Annotated in this window: 16 protein-coding genes; all 16 read left to right on the top strand. The window is 65.1% G+C overall.

The annotated features are described in order from the left end of the window. Positions 1-789 (top strand): flagellar basal-body rod protein FlgG, encoded by a 789-nt coding sequence (gene flgG / locus CK230_RS10790; RefSeq protein ID WP_095817157.1) that lies wholly within the window; start codon positions 1-3, stop codon positions 787-789. A gap of 6 nt (positions 790-795) precedes the next feature. After that, on the top strand, positions 796-1,317 hold the full coding sequence (gene flgA, locus CK230_RS10785; protein ID WP_176480070.1) for a flagellar basal body P-ring formation chaperone FlgA: 522 nt from the start codon (positions 796-798) through the stop codon (positions 1,315-1,317). 149 nt (positions 1,318-1,466) lie between these two features. Beyond that, positions 1,467-2,555, top strand: coding sequence for a flagellar basal body P-ring protein FlgI (locus tag CK230_RS10780; protein WP_245429895.1), 1,089 nt, complete (start codon positions 1,467-1,469; stop codon positions 2,553-2,555). An 8-nt stretch (positions 2,556-2,563) separates the two neighbouring features. Further along, positions 2,564-3,184 carry a MotE family protein gene (locus tag CK230_RS10775; protein ID WP_095817154.1) on the top strand — a complete coding sequence of 207 codons (621 nt, stop codon included), beginning with the start codon at positions 2,564-2,566 and terminating at the stop codon, positions 3,182-3,184. Beyond that, positions 3,181-3,885 (top strand): flagellar basal body L-ring protein FlgH, encoded by a 705-nt coding sequence (gene flgH / locus CK230_RS10770; RefSeq protein ID WP_095817153.1) that lies wholly within the window; start codon positions 3,181-3,183, stop codon positions 3,883-3,885. Before CK230_RS10775 ends, flgH begins: the two co-directional genes overlap by 4 nt. 19 nt (positions 3,886-3,904) lie before the next feature. After that, on the top strand, positions 3,905-4,399 hold the full coding sequence (locus CK230_RS10765; protein ID WP_095817152.1) for a flagellar basal body-associated FliL family protein: 495 nt from the start codon (positions 3,905-3,907) through the stop codon (positions 4,397-4,399). Continuing rightward, positions 4,396-5,127, top strand: coding sequence for a flagellar type III secretion system pore protein FliP (gene fliP / locus CK230_RS10760; RefSeq protein ID WP_095766375.1), 732 nt, complete (start codon positions 4,396-4,398; stop codon positions 5,125-5,127). The genes CK230_RS10765 and fliP overlap by 4 nt, the downstream gene beginning before the upstream one ends. Positions 5,128-5,340: 213 nt before the next feature. After that, positions 5,341-6,336: a flagellin gene (locus tag CK230_RS10755; RefSeq protein WP_095817151.1), complete on the top strand. Its 996-nt coding sequence runs from the start codon at positions 5,341-5,343 to the stop codon at positions 6,334-6,336. 251 nt (positions 6,337-6,587) lie between these two features. After that, positions 6,588-7,658, top strand: a complete 1,071-nt coding sequence (locus CK230_RS10750) for a flagellin (protein ID WP_095817150.1) — start codon at positions 6,588-6,590, stop codon at positions 7,656-7,658. Between the two features lie 179 nt (positions 7,659-7,837). Beyond that, on the top strand, positions 7,838-9,496 hold the full coding sequence (fliF, locus tag CK230_RS10745; RefSeq protein WP_095817149.1) for a flagellar basal-body MS-ring/collar protein FliF: 1,659 nt from the start codon (positions 7,838-7,840) through the stop codon (positions 9,494-9,496). Between the two features lie 3 nt (positions 9,497-9,499). After that, positions 9,500-10,135 (top strand): hypothetical protein, encoded by a 636-nt coding sequence (locus CK230_RS10740; protein ID WP_095817148.1) that lies wholly within the window; start codon positions 9,500-9,502, stop codon positions 10,133-10,135. Further along, positions 10,132-11,550, top strand: coding sequence for a MotB family protein (locus CK230_RS10735; RefSeq protein WP_095817147.1), 1,419 nt, complete (start codon positions 10,132-10,134; stop codon positions 11,548-11,550). The genes CK230_RS10740 and CK230_RS10735 overlap by 4 nt, the downstream gene beginning before the upstream one ends. Beyond that, entirely contained in the window at positions 11,547-12,986 is a 1,440-nt protein-coding gene (locus CK230_RS10730; protein ID WP_095817146.1) for a chemotaxis protein MotC, read from the top strand. The genes CK230_RS10735 and CK230_RS10730 overlap by 4 nt, the downstream gene beginning before the upstream one ends. Continuing rightward, positions 12,983-14,338, top strand: coding sequence for a flagellar hook-length control protein FliK (locus CK230_RS10725; RefSeq protein ID WP_095817145.1), 1,356 nt, complete (start codon positions 12,983-12,985; stop codon positions 14,336-14,338). Before CK230_RS10730 ends, CK230_RS10725 begins: the two co-directional genes overlap by 4 nt. After that, entirely contained in the window at positions 14,268-14,858 is a 591-nt protein-coding gene (locus CK230_RS10720) for a transglycosylase SLT domain-containing protein (RefSeq protein ID WP_095817144.1), read from the top strand. The genes CK230_RS10725 and CK230_RS10720 overlap by 71 nt, the downstream gene beginning before the upstream one ends. 222 nt (positions 14,859-15,080) lie before the next feature. Then, the gene (locus tag CK230_RS10715) at positions 15,081-15,749 is read left to right on the top strand and encodes a response regulator transcription factor (protein WP_042640505.1); all 669 of its coding nucleotides are present in this window, start codon (positions 15,081-15,083) and stop codon (positions 15,747-15,749) included. Positions 15,750-15,784 lie beyond the last annotated feature (35 nt).

Raw genomic sequence — 15,784 nt, 5'->3', positions numbered from 1 at the left:
ATGAAAGCACTCGCCATCGCCGCCACCGGCATGAACGCCCAGCAGACCAACCTGGAAGTCATCGCCAACAACATCGCCAACATCAACACCACCGGCTACAAGCGGGCGCGGGCCGAATTCTCCGACCTGCTCTACCAGGTCGACCGCACGCAAGGCGTGCCCAACCGCTCCAACACCTCGCTGGTGCCGGAAGGCGTCTCGGTGGGCCTTGGCGTCAAGACGACGGCCGTGCGCAACGTCCACACCCAGGGCGAGCTGGCCAGCACCGGCAACAGCTTCGACCTGGCTTTGACCGGCAGGGGCTGGTTCCAGATCCAGGGGGCCGACGGCGGCACGCTCTACTCGCGCGCTGGCGCCTTCAACACCAATGCCACCGGGCAGTTGGTGACGGTCGACGGCGCCGAGGTCATTCCGGCCATCACCGTGCCGACCGATGCCATCGAGGTTATCGTCAACAAGACCGGCCAGGTCTTTGCCCGCCTGGACGGTCAGACCAACCTCCAGCTTCTCGGACAGCTCCAGATCGCCAATTTCGCCAACGAGGCGGGCCTGGCCCCACTGGGCGACAACCTCTTCCAGGAAACGGCCGCCTCGGGCCCGGCCAATGTCGGCGTTCCAGGGGATCCCGGCTTCGCCACGATCCAGCAAGGCTATCTGGAATCCTCCAACGTCGATCCGGTCAAGGAAATCACCGAGCTGATCTCGGCGCAACGCGCGTATGAAATGAACTCCAAGGTCATCCAGGCCGCCGACGACATGGCCTCGGTTGTCTCCAAGAACATCAGGTAACGGATGATGGCCGGGCCGATCTCCTTCGCACTCCGCCGCGCCGTGCTGGCTGCCGCCCTGGTGGCCGCCGGCACGCCGGCTATCGCGCAGGACACCACCGGCCAGTCGGCGAACCAGATCGCCGCCAGCCAGGCGGTCGGCGAGGCCGTGCTGATCCCAGACCGGGTCATCTATCCCGGTGAGACAATCGAATCCGCCTCGCTCAAGCAGTTGACGCTCATACCCGGCAAGCACAAGCCCGACGGCATGGCGACGCGCTCCGAGGAGCTTCAGGGCAAGGTCGCCAAGCGCACGCTACTGCCCGGCCGCTACATCCCGGTCACCGCCATCCGCGACGCCTGGCTGGTCGAACAGGGCGCTTCCGTGCAGGTCTATTTCACCGCCGGCGCGCTCACCATTTCGGCAGCCTGCGTCACGCTGCAGCCAGGTGCTGCCGGCGACCAGATCAAGATCCGCAACATCGACAGCGGCAAGATCATCTCCGGCACGGTGATGGCCGACGGCACCATCAAGGTCGGCGCTTCGTGAGGCGCGCCTTTGTGCTTCTGCTCGCGGCGGCCATCGGTATTCAGCCGGCTTTGGCGGATGGGCTGACGCCCAAGGCCAAGCGCGAGCTGGCGCAGAAAAATGGCGGCGTCTACGACGATCCCGAATACGATCCCGCCACCACCCAGCGCATGTTTCGCGTTTCCACCGGGCCAAGCACGCTGCCGCCCGGCCAGGTGGCCGCGCGCATCAAGGACATCGCCCAGCTGCAAAGCGCGCGCGACAACCAGCTCGTCGGCTACGGCCTGGTCATCGGCCTTGCCGGCACCGGCGACAGCCTGCGCAATTCGCCCTTCACCGAGCAGTCGATCCGCGCCATGCTGGAGAACCTCGGCATCGCCACGGAGGGCGGCAGCGCGCGCGCCAAGAACGTGGCCGCCGTCATCGTCACCGCCAACATGCCGCCCTTCGTCCAGTCGGGCGCTCGCATCGACATCGACGTCTCCTCGATGGGCGACGCCACCTCGCTCGCCGGCGGCACGCTGGTGATGACGCCGCTGAAGGCGGCCGATGGCGAGATCTATGCCGTCGGTCAGGGCTCGGTCATCGTCGGCGGCTTCACCGCCCAAGGCCAGGCCGAGCAGTTGACGCAAGGCGTGCCGACCGCCGGCCGCGTGCCCAACGGCGCCATCGTCGAGCGCGCCGTGCCGGCCGAGTTCGACGATCAGGGCGTGTTGACGCTGCAATTGCGCAATCCCGACTTCTCGACCGCCATCCGCATCGCCGACGCCGTCAACGACTACACCTCGCAGCGCTTCGGCATGCGGGTCGCCGCCGAGCGCGATGCCCGAACCGTGCAGATCAGGCGACCGAAGAACATCTCCGCAGCACGCTTCTATGCCGAGATCGAGAACCTCGTCGTCGAGTCGGACGCCCCTGCCCGCGTCGTCATCGACGAGCGCACCGGAACCATCGTCATCGGCAATAATGTCAGGATCTCGCGCGTGGCGATCAGCCACGGCACGCTTACCGTACGCATCACCGAAGCGCCGCGGGTCGTCCAGCCTGAACCTTTCTCCAGGGGTGAGACCGCGGTGGAACCGTCCACGGCCATCGATGCGAGCCGACCCAACGCGCGCGTCGCCGTGCTCGACGGCCCCGATCTCGAAACGCTTGTCTCCGGCCTCAACCGCCTCGGCGTGAAGCCCGACGGCATCATCGCCATCCTGCAAGGCATCAAGTCGGCCGGCGCCCTGCAGGCCGACCTGGTTCTCCAATAGGCACGCCGATGATCGCGCTCCTCTCCTCGATACTGCATCGTCGCCCAAGGCTTCACCCCGCGACCGGCCTCCTCGCCATTGGCGCGATCGTCGCGCTGGCGGGCGGCGCGGTCCGCGCGGATGAAGTGCGCCAGGTATTGCCTGGCGGTCAGGCGCCGGCTCAGCCGGCCCAGCTCGCGCGAGAGACGGCATCGGCCCAGCCGGTTGGACTTGCGGGCGGGAAAGCGCCTGACGAAAGCGAGGTCCAGCGCTTCTGCTCCAACATCGCGGACGCCGCGCGCGACCGTCGCTACGCCCTACAGGCGGAGGAGCTGAAGCAGCTGCAGGCCGGTATCGACGAGCGCATGAAAGCGCTGGAGGCAAAGAAAGCCGAATATGAAGAATGGCTGAAGCGCCGCGAAGTTTTCCTGGCGCGCGCCGAGGACGGCGTCGTCAAGATCTATGCCGGCATGAAGCCGGACGCCGCCGCCGAACGGCTGGCGATGGTCAATGCCGAGCTCGCGGCGGCCATCCTGATGAAGCTCGATACGCGCAAGGCCGGCGTCATCCTGAATGAAATGGACCAGAAGGCGGCGGCGACGCTCACCGGCATCATGGCCAGCGCGGCGCGAAGGGTTGATCCGTCATGAAGTTGAAATTGCTCGCCCTGATCGCCCTGGCCGGCCTGGCCGGCTGCGGCACCGATCCCAGGGAAATCAACAGGGAGCCCGCTTTGTCGCCGGTTGGGTCCGGCATCGGCGAGGGCGGCTCCGGTCCATACAGCTACCCCGAGCCGCCCGCTTCGCGGCCTAAGAAATTCTCGCTGTGGGACGATCGCCAGAGCCGGCTTTTCACCGATCCGCGCGCGTTGCGCGCCGGCGACATCCTGACCGTCAACATCAAGCTCAACGACAAGGCCAATTTCAAAAACCAGAACGATCGCAGCCGCACCGCCGCGCGCAAGCTCGGCTACGACGTCAATCTCGGATGGGAAACGGCGAGCACCAGCGGCAAGGGTGACGCCGGCTTGAGCTCCAGCACCGAGACCAATGCCGACGGCGAGATCAAGCGCTCGGAAGATATCGCGCTCAATGTAGCGGCCGTGGTGACGGAGGTGCTGCCCAACGGCAATCTGATGATCAGGGGCTCGCAGGAGGTCCGCGTCAACTACGAGCTGCGGGTGCTCACCATTGCCGGCATGGTTCGTCCGACCGACATCGGCGCGGAGAACACCATCCCCTACGAGCGCATCGCGGAAGCGCGCATCTCCTATGGCGGCCGCGGCCGTGTGAGCGAGGTCCAGCAGCCGCCCTATGGCCAGCAGGTGCTGGACCAGGTTCTTCCTTTCTAGGACCGGGGAGAGCGCGGCCGTGGCCAATGTCGAGCAGGTCCAGCCCAAGAAGGGACCTTCACTGGTGATCCAGCTCGCCATGCTGCTGGTCATGACAGGCGCGGCCATTGGCATGGGCTGGGTTTCCGGCGGCTATCTCAAGCAGGGTGAAACGCCGGCGCCGGCGCCCGCGGCATCGGAGAATGCAGGCGAGGCGGAGAAGCCCGGCGAAGCCGGCAAGGCGGCCGCCGGGCCAATGCTGGCTCAGTTGGCGCCGATCACCACCAATCTCGCCTCGCCGTCGGACGTCTGGATCCGGCTGGAGGTATCGGTGCTCTATGATGCCCCGCAACCGCAGGAAGTAACCGAGCAGATCCACCAGGATCTGCTCGCCTTCGTGCGCACGATCAAGCTGCATCAGATCGAAGGCGCCAGCGGCTACCAGCATCTCAAGGCCGATCTCGAGGAGCGCGCGGCGCTGCGCAGCGGCGGCCACGTCAAACAGGTTCTTGTCAGGACGATGCTGCTCGAATGAGAAAGTTCCTCATAGCCACGGCGCTCATCGTCGTCACCACTTCCGTCGCTGCGGCCCAGCAGCTCGATCTTGGCGGCATCGGCAAGGCCGACGGCACGACCGTTGGCTACCTGATCCAGATGTTCGGCCTGCTGACCGTGCTTTCGGTGGCGCCGGGCCTGCTCATCATGGTGACGAGCTTCACCCGCTTCGTCATCGCCTTCTCGATCCTGCGCGCCGGCATCGGCCTGCAGTCGACGCCGGCAAACCTGATCCTGATCTCGCTGTCGCTGTTCATGACCTTCTATGTCATGGCGCCGACCTTCGACCAGGCGTGGAACACCGGGGTCAAGCCGCTGATGGACAACCAGATCACACAAGGCGAGGCGTTCGAGAAGATTTCCGGTCCGTTCCGCGATTTCATGCTGCACAATGTGCGCGACAAGGACTTCGACCTCTTCGCCGATCTCGCCCGCGAGCGCGGCCAGACCGTCTCGCGCGAGACCGTCGACCTGCGCATCCTGGTGCCGGCCTTCATGATCTCGGAAATCCGGCGCGGCTTCGAGATCGGCTTTCTCATCGTTCTGCCGTTCCTCGTCATCGACCTCATCGTCGCCACCGTCACCATGGCAATGGGCATGATGATGCTGCCGCCGACGGTGGTGTCGCTGCCGTTCAAGATCCTGTTCTTCGTTTTGATCGACGGCTGGAACCTGCTGGTCGGCAGCCTGGTGCGATCCTTCACCTGAAGCCGCAGAGGCCGGCGCCGGATAGGCGCTCGAATTTTAGGCAAAATATTTTCGATTAACCCTGCGATTTAGCGCTTTGGTAGGGACTGGCCCGCATATTGCTCGCAGATGGCGGGTGATCGGGTTTCACAGATCATTGGCATGATGCCGCACCGTCATACCGGACATGCCGGTATGTCAAAAAAATCCGTGTAAAAATAGGGTACGAGTACCATGGCCAGTATCATGACCAACGCCTCGGCGTTGACCGCTCTGCAGAGCTTGAACGCCACCCAGAAGAACCTCGACACCACCCAGGCCCGCATCTCGACGGGCTATCGCGTCTCGCAGGCTTCGGATAACGCCGCCTACTGGTCGATCGCCACCACGATGCGTTCCGACAACCAGGCCATGTCCACCGTTTCGGACGCGCTCGGCCTCGGCGCCTCGAAGGTCGACACCGCCTACACCGGCATGGACAGCGCGATCAAGACCATCAACCAGATCCAGCAGAAGCTGACCGCATCCTACGGCCAGACCGACGCTTCCAAGGAAAAGACCCAGGTTGAAATCAAGGCTCTTCAGGACCAGCTGAAGGCCTATGCCGACGGCGCCACCTTCTCCGGCACCAACATGCTGTCGGTCAACAGCGGCGCCACCGCCACGACCGCGGCCGACGTCAAGATCGTTTCGGCTTTCAACCGCAGCTCCGCCGGCGCGGTTTCGATCTCCACGATCGACGTCAACGTGGAAAGCATCAAGCTGTATGAAGCCGGCACTGCTGCTGGCGTGACGAAGGGCATCCTCGACGCCAACCGTCTCGGCCTCGACGGCAGCGTCACGGCCACCGCCTCGGCCCCGACGCTCGGCGCTGCTGCGGCGGCCACCGACACTTACACGGTCGCCAGCCTGAAGATCTTCTCCGGCACCACCGCTGCCAGCGACACCCAGATCCAGCAGATGATGAACGTCGTCGATGCCGCGCTCAAGTCCATGACGAACGCCGCGACCAAGCTCGGCGCCGCCAAGAGCTCGATCGACCTGCAGAAGGCCTTCACCTCGAGCCTGATGGACTCCATCGATCGCGGCGTCGGCCAGCTCGTCGATGCCGACATGAACAAGGAATCGACACGCCTCCAGGCGCTGCAGGTTCAGCAGCAGCTCGGCGTCCAGGCACTGTCGATCGCCAACGGCTCGTCGCAGTCGATCCTGTCGCTCTTCCGCGGCTGATCGCTCTATACTGACCACGCCAAAGCATCGGGCCGCGCCAAAAGCGCGGCCCGATTTGCGTTTGCTCAAGGCTCGCGCAACCCTCGTTTCTTAACTTCCCCAAAGTCCACTTTTAACAGGCCATTAACCATATCGCGCTAGGTATGGTTAACCAATGACTAGATTGCCGTATCGGCCAGTCCGGCACGATCGCGATCACTAGCAGGCCCAGCGGCCTGTGGCATGTCGGCTTTTGAGAAGGAGCGAGTTTCTTGGCGAGCATCATGACGAACGCTGCGGCGTTGACTGCACTTCAAAGCCTCAACGCCACCAACAAATCGCTCGAGCAGACACAGGCGCGGATCTCGACCGGCTACAGGGTCTCCGAGGCCTCCGACAACGCGGCCTACTGGTCGATCGCCACCACGATGCGCTCCGACAACTCGGCGCTGTCGACGGTGCAGGACGCGCTCGGCCTCGGCGCCTCGAAGGTCGACACCGCCTATACCGGCATGAATAACGTGCTGGATACCATCGGCAAGATCAAGACCAAGCTTTTGTCGGCCGTCGGCCAGTCGGGAGCCAACAAGGCAAAGACCCAAAGCGAAGTCACCGCCCTTCAGGCGCAGATGAAATCCTTCGCCGACGCCGCCACCTTTTCCGGCTCGAATTATCTTTCGGTCACGTCCACGCAGGTCGCCGCCGCTAATGACGGCGTCCAGCAGGATGCCAAGATCGTCTCGTCCTTCAACCGCTCTTCGTCCGGCGCCATCTCGCTCGGCACCATCGACATCAATGTCGAGAGCACCAAGCTGTTCGATTCCGGCCTCGCCACGGCCGTCAAGAACCAGGGCATCCTCGATCGCAAGACTTCGGTCTATTCCACGGCCGCGGACCAGTCGGCATATGATGCCGCCTACGCAGCCTCGATCGCCGCCGGCAATACCGACATCGCCGCAAACACCGCCGGCCAGGCCGCGGTGTCGGGCACGCCCGTCAAGATCGACAACGTCTCAGCCTTCAATCTAGACATCACGGCGGCGGGCGTGACCGACGACATCATCACGCAGATGGTCACCAAGATCGACAACGTCATGAGTCAGCTTACCGACGCCGCCACCGTGCTCGGCGCGGCCAAGAGCTCGATCGACCTGCAGAAGACCTTCACCCAGAGCCTGATGGACTCCATCGATCGCGGCGTCGGCCAGCTCGTCGATGCCGACATGAACAAGGAATCGACCCGGCTCCAGGCGCTGCAGGTTCAGCAGCAGCTCGGCATCCAGTCCCTGTCGATCGCCAACAGCTCCTCGCAGTCGATCCTGCAGCTGTTCAAGAACGGCTAAGCCGCCTGATCACCTTCGACCGACGAAAGGCCGCGTCTGAAATGCGGCCTTTTTCGTTTCTCTGAAAGAAGTTGCGCGTTCAGCCCCTTGGTGGCTCTTTGCCGGCGCGCCCTATCATCCTCGCACAAGCTTCACCGTCTAGTCTTCCGGCGGACAGTCGTGCTGGGAGCCGTTGAATCGTGCCGGAACAGATCCAGAGCATCATCGCGAATTTCAAGAGCTTCGGCGTGAGGCGTCTGGCGCTCATGGGCGGCATCGCGGCCCTGGTCATGGCCGTCATCGGCATCGCCTCCGTCTATCTCAATCGCCCGGCCTATGAGACGCTCTATGTCGGCCTCGAGCGTTCCGACGTGAACCAGATCGGCCTGGTGCTGGCCGATGCCGGCATCGGCTTCGATGTCGGCTCCGACGGAACCTCGGTGCTGGTGCCCGCCGGCACCACCGCGCAGGCGCGCATGCTGCTTGCCGAGAAAGGCCTGCCGACCAGCGCCAATGCCGGCTACGAGCTGTTCGACAATGTCGGCTCGCTCGGCCTCACCTCGTTCATGCAGCAGATCACCCGTGTGCGCGCGCTGGAAGGCGAGATCGCGCGCACCATCCAGTCTATTTCCGGCGTCAAGGCGGCGCGCGTCCATATCGTCATGTCCGAACGCGCCAATTTCCGGCGCGACGAACAGCAGCCTTCCGCTTCGGTGGTGATCCGCTACACCGGCAACGATGCCGAGAAGAGCGCCATGTCGATCCGTCACCTGGTTGCGGCGGCGGTTCCCGGCCTCTCGGCCGACAAGGTCACCGTGCTCGATTCCAACGGCAATCTGCTGGCCGCCGGCGACGATCCTTCCAACACGAGCGCCGCACGCACGCTAGGCGTCGAGCAGACGGTCGAGGCGCAGATCGGCGACAACATCCGCCGCGCGCTCACCCCTTACCTTGGCCCCGACAATTTCCGCGCCAGCGTCAAGGCCGACGTCAACACCGACAGCCGCCAGACCGAGGAGACGATCTTCGATCCGAACTCGCGCGTCGAGCGTTCGGTGCAGTCGGTGAAGACCAACGAGGCCAGCAACCAGAAGCAGGCCTCGACCCCGACCAGCGTCGAGCAGAACCTGCCCGAGACGCAGACTACCAGCACGGAGGGACCGCAATCCTCCTCGCAGAACGACCGCAAGGAAGAGATCACCAACTACGAAATCAACTCGAAGAAGATCGCCACCATCTCCAACGGCTACACGGTCAACAAGATGTCGATCGCGGTGGTCGTCAACCAGGATCGCCTGAAGACCATCCTCGGCAAGGACGCCACGCCGGAGCAGATCGCCAAGCGCGTCGCCGATATCCAGAAGATGGTCGCCTCGGCGACCGGCTTCGACGACAAGCGCGGCGACGTCATCGATGTGTCGGCGGTCGAGTTCATCAACGGCCTTGACGGTGAGCCGATCGACCAGCCTGGCATCCTCGCCTCGATCGGCACCTATACCGGCACGCTGATCAATGCCGGCGCTTTCATTGTCGTCGTTTTCCTGGTTGCCTTCTTCGGCCTGAAGCCGATGGCCACCGCGCTGACGGCATCGGCAAAGCCCGCGGCCATTGCCGGCCCAAGCTTCGACGACGTGCAACGCTCGCTGCCGACGCCCGACGCGCCGGTTGCCGCGATCACCGCCGAGACCCCGGCAGGCCCCCTGCCCGGCGGGCGCGCCGGCGCAACCCCGCTCGATGATCTGCGCCAGAAGATCCGGCCGGCGCCGCAGGAGCGGCTTGCCCGCATGGTCGACCTCAATGAGGAGCGCACCGCGCAGATCCTGCGCAAATGGGCAGCCGCTCCGGAAGCCGTGGGTTAGGCCATGGTCTCGGCGGCCCTCTTCGATCTCCTGCCCGATTTCGGCTCACGGGGTCCCCATGCCAACCACGCGGCGACCCCGCGCGACGCCGGACATATGCCAGCCCCGCCGGCCGCACAGGCCCCGCAGGCCGATATCGGCGCGCTGATCGCCGAGGCGGTGGCCGACGCGGAAGCCACGCTCGAGGCACGACTTTCGCTCGCCCATCAGGCCGCGCTCGAAGCCGAGCGCCAGGCCAGCGACGATGCCGCGAGGGCCTTTCTCGAAAGCTTCGGCGGCGACCTCGGCGCCGCTGTCGCCACGCGCATCGAGGCCATGGAGCAGCGGGTTGCCGAGCTTACCGGCGCGACTGTTGCCCGCATCATCGGCGGCCTTCTCAGCGACGACCTGCAGGAACGTTCGCTGCAGGCCCTTTCACGCGCCATCGGCGCCGCGGTCGCCGACAATGAAGCCGTCCGCATCGGTGTTCGGGGACCGCTCTCGCTGTTCGAGCCCCTGAAGGCGGCGCTTGGATCCCGCGCCGCCAATCTCGATTTCACCGAGGCGCCCGGCTTCGACCTGACGGTCAGCATCGACGAAACGGTGTTCGAGACGCGTATCGCCGAGTGGTCTGCGTCCTTGTCTGAGGTTCTGTCATGAGCGCCATCGACCATGCCGAACCCCGGCACGAGATCATCATCGTCAAGCGCAATCACGACGGCCATGACGATGATCACCATGGTGGCGTGTGGAAGATCGCCTTCGCCGATTTCATGACGGCGATGATGTGCTTCTTCCTCGTGATGTGGCTGATCAATGCCGCCAACGAGCAGACCAAGGCGGCCGTCGCCAGCTACTTCAATCCGGTCGAGCTGATCGACCGCAATTCCAGCCGCAAGGGCCTCGAAGACCTCGGCGACGGGCCGAGCAAGGTCGGGCTGACCGCGGACAACCCGCAGCAGGGCGCGACCAAGGCAGGCGATGACGGCAAGGGCGGCGCCGGTACCTCCGAACGCCGGCAGACCAAGCAGGGAGCGCAAGACGCCCAGCTCTCGGATGAAAAGCTGTTTGCCGATCCCTACGCGGTGCTAGCGGAGATCGCCGCCGATACGGGGGTGCTGCAGAACGTCAGCGCCAAGGGTGAAGGCGGCGCCCAGACGGCCGGTCCGGCGACCGGCGCTTCTGGCGGCGAGTCCTATCGCGATCCGTTCGCACCGGACTTCTGGTCGCAGCAGGTGGCGGCGCCTGGCGCCGAGGCCACCGCCGAACGCGCCAGGATTGAGGGCGACCCGGCCAAGCCCGGCGAGAAGGTCGCAACGGCCGCGGTGCCGAAGGTGAGGGCCGTTCCGGCGGCTCCCCCGCTGACGGCCGCGCCGCTGGAGCCGCTGGCAACCCCGGGGAAGACCGACACCAGGAGCGGGCAAAAAGCCACGCAGGCCGAGGCCGAGAAGCCGTCGGGTGAAGGCAACAAGACCGAGAAAGCACAAGGCGGGAAAGCCGGGGCTGACAAGCGCGAGGCCGCGTCCAGCGACGCCAAGGCCGAAGCGGCGAAGGCGGAAAAGACCGAACAGGACCAAGCAGCCGGCAAGAGCGACAAGGCGCCGAGCAAAGCCGCCCTCCAGCAAGCCGCGGACATCAAGAAGGAACTCGCCAAGGCATTCCTGCCGGGCGAAAAGCTCGCCAACGGCGTCTCGGTCGAGGCCACCGAGAAGGGGGTCGTCATTTCGATCACCGATCAGCTCGATTTCGGCATGTTCGAGATCGGCTCGGCCATGCCGCGCCGCGAGCTGGTGCTGGCGATGGAAAAGATCGGCCGCATCATCAACGAGAAGAAGGGCACCATCACCATCAGCGGCCACACCGACGCGCGGCCGTTCCGCAGCGACACCTACGATAACTGGCGGCTGTCCACGGCGCGTGCCCATGCGGCCTACTACATGCTGGTGCGCGGCGGCGTCGACGAAAGCCGCATCACCGAGGTCGCGGGCTTCGCCGACCGGCAGCCCAAGATCGCCTCCGATCCGATGGCGGCCGCGAACCGCCGCATTGAAATCCTGATGACGGCCGGCGGATGAAGGGCAGGAGCGTCATCGGCGGCGCGATCGCGCTGCTATTGCTTGCGGCGGGGTCGCCATCGGCGGCCTTCGCGCAGGACGCGCTGCAGCCTTATCAGCTGGTGCGTTCGCTGCAGCTGATCCAGGACCGCATTGCCGGCGGTGATCATGCCGCGCTGCCGATGCAGGCGAAGCTGCTCGAAATGATCGACGTCCGGATGCGCGATGCCAATGCCGAGGACTTCAAGGAGCCGAAGAATTTCCGCGCCTTGCTGGTCTACGGCATGAGCGGCGGCAATCCGGTGACGGTCGCGGCGGCGGCCTCGCGTGCGATGGCGGACCCGCAAAGCCTCGCCATCGCCAAAGGCGTCCTCGCCTATCTGAACGGCCGGCCGGCCAATGCGATCGATATGCTGAAGCCTATCGATCCGATGAGCGTGCCTCCGGACATCGGCGCCTTTCTGGCGCTGGTCAAGGGTTCACTGCTTGCGGCCGATGACCCTGCCCAGGCGCTCGCCCTGCTGGACGAGGCGCGCCTGCTCAGCCCCGGCACGCTGGTCGAGGAGGCGGCGCTTCGCCGCTCCGTGGGCATCGCGGCCGCGCAAGGCGACGCCGCCCGTTTCGCGCTGGCTTCGACTCAATATGTCGCGTCCTATCTCTACTCGCCCTACGCCAGCCAGTTCGCCGATGCCTTTGTTTCCGGCGTCATCACGCTGCATATGGCGATCAGTCAGGACAAGATCGCCGACATCACCTCGATGATGGATCCCGAGCGCGAGAAGGTGATCTATCTGCGCATCGCGCGCCGCGCCGCGATCGACGGGATGACGGAGCTCTCGGCTTTTGCCGCGGCCAAGGCCGAACTGGGCCGCAACGGCGGCGGCAGCCAGGACGACCCGCGCAGCCAACTCTATTCGAGCCTTTCCACCATGACATCGGCCAGCGTCGATGAAGTGCGTGCCAAGCTCGGCAAGATCGATCGCAGCAAGCTTTCGCAAAGCGACCGCGACCTGCTTGACGCCGCGCAAGCTGTGGCGGGCGAAGTGGTGGCGCCGGTAAAGACGCCCGCCAAGGCGGAAGCCGCGCCGGCCGCAGCGAAGGGAAACGAGGCGAACGCGGCAGCCGAGGCCTCGGCCGATCCGGCCAACGCGGACCTGCCTCCGGTGGAAGGAGCGATGCCCGACCAGCCAGCGGTCGCGTCGAGCGATCCGCCGGTCGCGTCGAGCGATCCGGCGAAGGACACTCCACCCGCGGCTTCGCCGCCTTCTGCCCAGCCATTGGCGCGAACAACGGATGAAACGCCGGCCGCCGGTCAGATGCAGGCTGACGCCGCGCCGGCGGTTCAGGCCTCCGCGCCGACAGCCTCGAATGCGCAAGACCCCATCGATGCCGCGGTGGCCAGCACGCGCCGCCAGCTCGACCAGATCGACCAACTCCTCGGAGCAGCCCCCAAATGACCAGCGTCAACCAGACCCTGCCGGGCTTTGCTTCGACCCAGCCCCGGCAGCACGCCGGCGGCAAGGACGAGGATCAGGGTTTCGGCGAGATGGTGCACGGGACGGAAAAGCCCGATCGGCCGCAGGACAAGCACGCGACCGTATTGCCGGATGCGCATCTGGCAAAGCGCTCGGCAGCCGACAACGGCAAGCAGGAGCCTGACCAGGATCCGCAAGGGAAAACCGGCTCGCAGAAAGCTGCGGGAAAGTCCATGCGGACCACGGCCGCCCGGGACGATGAGGCGAAGCCAACGACCGACAAAGATGCCACGGCGCAAACCAGCGATTCCGCACCGCTGCAGGACCGCTTGCCGTTGCTGATGGCGCTGAGCGACATGAAGCACTTCGCGCAATCGTCGGGCGCGGGCGGGAAGGATCCCGCTGCCGATGCAGAAGGCGCCGGCGAGCACGAAGCAGTGGAACTGCAACTGCGCATGGGCAAGCGCGCGACGGTCGGCAATTCCGCCGAGCCGCAGTCGCGATCCGCCCGTTCGACGGCGGCTGAAGCTTCCGGCCCCGACTTCGGGCAGAAGCCGGTGAAGGCGGACATGGCTCTCGACATGCCCGGTCGCGGCGAAACCGAAATCTTGCCGACGCAAGGGAATGAACCGCAGGCCGACGGCCCTGCGCCGCCGCAGGGCTGGCGGCCAGCTTCGACCTCCAAGGCCTCGCAGCAATCGCAGCCCGCCACTCAGCAGCCAACCACCAAGCCATCTTCTTCCGCCACACGCATGGAAGTCGTCAGCCAGCAGAGCTTCCCGGCGCCGGCGCAAAACCCGATCGGCCAGACGGCATCGGTACTGGTTGAGGCGCTAGCCTCCGACAAAGGCGTTCAGCAGGCTTTCGCCAGCGCCTCGGCAGGCTCCCAGACGACCAATTCTGTTGCCGTTCCGACACATGTGCTCAAGATCGAGCTCCACCCTGCTGAGCTCGGGGCGGTCACCGCCAGCCTGCGGCTCTCGGGCGAGCAACTTTCGATTGAGATGAAGCCCGAGACGCACGAGGCATATCGTCGTCTCACCACCGACAGCGATGCCATCGTGAAGTCGATGCGCAGCCTCGGCTTCGATGTCGACAAGGTCACCATTCTGCAACCTTCGATAGCAGCGCATGCGGCCAGCCGCACTGACGCAAGCGGCGCCATGCCGATGTCGACAGGCCGCGACCAGCCTTCGTTCCAGCCCGGGAACTCGGGCGGCAACGGCGCGGGCGGCGGCCGGCAACCGGGAAGGAACGACGGCAATGGCGCACAGCAATTCGCTCGCCCGGCTTCGCCTCTTCGCGAGCGCGCTGGCGACGATATGTATATCTAGTTTGGTGGCCGGCGGCGCGAGCGCCGCTACAAATCCCTGCGAGCCGGAGATCCTGCGCGCCGCGGATCGCTACGGCGTGCCGGCCGGCATTCTCTATGCGGTCGGGCTGACCGAGACCGGAAAGAAGGGCAGCCTTCAGCCTAACGCCATGAATATAGAGGGAAAAGCCATCTTTCCACGCAGCCGTGGTGAAGCGCTCGCCACCTTCGAGAATGCCCGCCGCGAAGGCAAGGTGCTGATCGACCTCGGCTGCATGCAGATCAACCAGCACTATCATGGCGACCATTTCCGCAGCGTCGACGACATGCTCGACCCGCATCAGAATGTCGACTATGCCGCACGCTTCCTGGCCGCCCTGCACGCCCGGCACATGACCTGGTCAATGGCCGTCGCCCGCTACCATGCCGGCCCTGACAACGACCCGGCGCAGAAGGTCTATGTCTGCCGCGTCATCGCCAACATGGTCGCCACAGGCTTCGGCAGGTGGACGCCGAATGCCAGCGCATTCTGCAACCGATAGTTGCTTGTCCTTGGATGCCCATCGGCCGTCGCCGGGCTGTCCGCCGGCGTCAATATTCATTCGCCGACAGCTGGCGCGAATACACTTGCACAACCGCTTTTATTACGGCTCCCAAAAAAACTCCCAAGAAAATAGCTACAAGAAATGACGGTTTTCCAGGATTCGTCGACCCGGCTACCCCTTTCCGTACGGGGCAAATGAATTGATTCGGAGGGCGGGCCGATGATCGTGATCGTTGACGAGCGAGAGCTCGTGACAGAGGGCTACTCTTCACTCTTCGATCGCGAGGGCGTGGCCACGGCCGGTTTCGCGCCAGGTGAATTCGGCGAGTGGGTGAGTTCCGCCGCCGACACCGATCTCAGATCCGTCAGGGCCTTTCTCATCGGCGACTGCCGCGAGGGCGCGGTGTCGCCGCGCCAGATCCGCGACCGGACCGGCGCGCCGGTGATCGCGCTCAGCGAGCATCACTCGCTCGAACATACGCTGCGGCTGTTCGAAAGCGGTGTCGACGACGTCGTCCGCAAACCAGTCCATATCCGCGAGATCCTTGCCCGCATCACCGCCATTCGCCGCCGTGGCTCCGAAGAGGCCGCCTACACCGAGGTCGGCTCGATGCGCATCTTCATGGATGGCCGCGATCCGGAGATCGACGGCGAGCCGCTGCCGCTGCCGCGGCGCGAGCGGCGCATCCTCGAATATCTGGCCAGCAACCGCGGCCGGCGCGTGACCAAGACGCAGGTCTTCAACGCCATCTACGGTATCTTCGACGAGGAGGTCGAGGAGAACGTGGTGGAGAGCCACATCTCGAAGCTGCGCAAGAAGCTGCGCGAGAAGCTCGGCCACGACCCGATCGATTCCAAGCGGTTTCTCGGCTACCGGCTGGTGTTTTGATGGCCGTTCAGGGCACATCCCGCGCCAGCCTCGCG

It is taken from the genome of Mesorhizobium sp. WSM3859, assembly GCF_002295065.1.
Lineage (GTDB): Bacteria > Pseudomonadota > Alphaproteobacteria > Rhizobiales > Rhizobiaceae > Mesorhizobium.
The sequence above is the reverse complement of the archived record's forward strand: the minus strand, read 5'-3'. Positions and strand labels throughout refer to the sequence as shown.

Bases quoted from the DNA above. Each gene is read 5' to 3' on its own strand.
- flgG (WP_095817157.1), top strand. From the start codon at position 1: ATGAAAGCACTCGCCATCGCCGCCACCGGCATGAACGCCCAGCAGACC.
- flgA (WP_176480070.1), top strand. From the start codon at position 796: ATGGCCGGGCCGATCTCCTTCGCACTCCGCCGCGCCGTGCTGGCTGCC.
- CK230_RS10780 (WP_245429895.1), top strand. From the start codon at position 1,467: ATGTTTCGCGTTTCCACCGGGCCAAGCACGCTGCCGCCCGGCCAGGTG.
- CK230_RS10775 (WP_095817154.1), top strand. From the start codon at position 2,564: ATGATCGCGCTCCTCTCCTCGATACTGCATCGTCGCCCAAGGCTTCAC.
- flgH (WP_095817153.1), top strand. From the start codon at position 3,181: ATGAAGTTGAAATTGCTCGCCCTGATCGCCCTGGCCGGCCTGGCCGGC.
- fliP (WP_095766375.1), top strand. From the start codon at position 4,396: ATGAGAAAGTTCCTCATAGCCACGGCGCTCATCGTCGTCACCACTTCC.
- CK230_RS10755 (WP_095817151.1), top strand. From the start codon at position 5,341: ATGGCCAGTATCATGACCAACGCCTCGGCGTTGACCGCTCTGCAGAGC.
- CK230_RS10740 (WP_095817148.1), top strand. From the start codon at position 9,500: ATGGTCTCGGCGGCCCTCTTCGATCTCCTGCCCGATTTCGGCTCACGG.
- CK230_RS10735 (WP_095817147.1), top strand. From the start codon at position 10,132: ATGAGCGCCATCGACCATGCCGAACCCCGGCACGAGATCATCATCGTC.
- CK230_RS10730 (WP_095817146.1), top strand. From the start codon at position 11,547: ATGAAGGGCAGGAGCGTCATCGGCGGCGCGATCGCGCTGCTATTGCTT.
- CK230_RS10725 (WP_095817145.1), top strand. From the start codon at position 12,983: ATGACCAGCGTCAACCAGACCCTGCCGGGCTTTGCTTCGACCCAGCCC.
- CK230_RS10720 (WP_095817144.1), top strand. From the start codon at position 14,268: ATGGCGCACAGCAATTCGCTCGCCCGGCTTCGCCTCTTCGCGAGCGCG.
- CK230_RS10715 (WP_042640505.1), top strand. From the start codon at position 15,081: ATGATCGTGATCGTTGACGAGCGAGAGCTCGTGACAGAGGGCTACTCT.